We start from the raw sequence: 551 nt of genomic DNA, 5'->3' as shown, positions 1-551 counted from the left end.
GTGCGTAAGGTGAGTTATTAAAATAAAGCGAGTCATAAGCTGTATGGGAGTTATCTTGTCTTGAATATTGCTTTGGCAGAGTTTTTCAAGGGATTGATTTGTAGCTAGCATTTCTGTAGTAAATAAAGAGGGAGCGCCTTCAAGGTAACATGTTTTTAATAAGGCGAATATATCTAAATTTTGATATGAAATCCCTTGATACTCTTTAGGCAAATAGGCACGTGTACCATGATCATTGTCATGTTTGTTGGATGCTTTGCCATCAAGTTTTTCACAGGCGGCTAAATCAATAAAGTGAAATTGGCCTTGATGGTCTTTAGTAATATTACCTGGCTTAATATCAAGGTGAGCATAGGTTGTACCGCTTTTGGAGAGTGTTCCGTTATGAAGCTTATCTAGAAGTCTGCATATTTTTATTGCATAATTAAAGCGGTTTTGGGCACTGATGTATTGATTGTCTTTTGATGAATTATCGAATAGGTGATCTAATGAAGTCCCGAGGTATTGATAACAAAGATAGTATTTATCTGTATACTTTCGCTGCGAGCCAT

General features: G+C 36.3%; 1 pseudogene. It reads right to left on the bottom strand.

The features are described 5' to 3' along the window. Positions 1-551 (bottom strand): annotated as a pseudogene (locus C200_RS13970) (hypothetical protein); the annotation flags it as partial.

Origin of the sequence: Piscirickettsia salmonis LF-89 = ATCC VR-1361, assembly GCF_000297215.2 — a bacterium.
In the GTDB taxonomy this organism is placed as follows: domain Bacteria; phylum Pseudomonadota; class Gammaproteobacteria; order Piscirickettsiales; family Piscirickettsiaceae; genus Piscirickettsia; species Piscirickettsia salmonis.
This window is presented reverse-complemented; position numbering and strand designations above follow the sequence as displayed.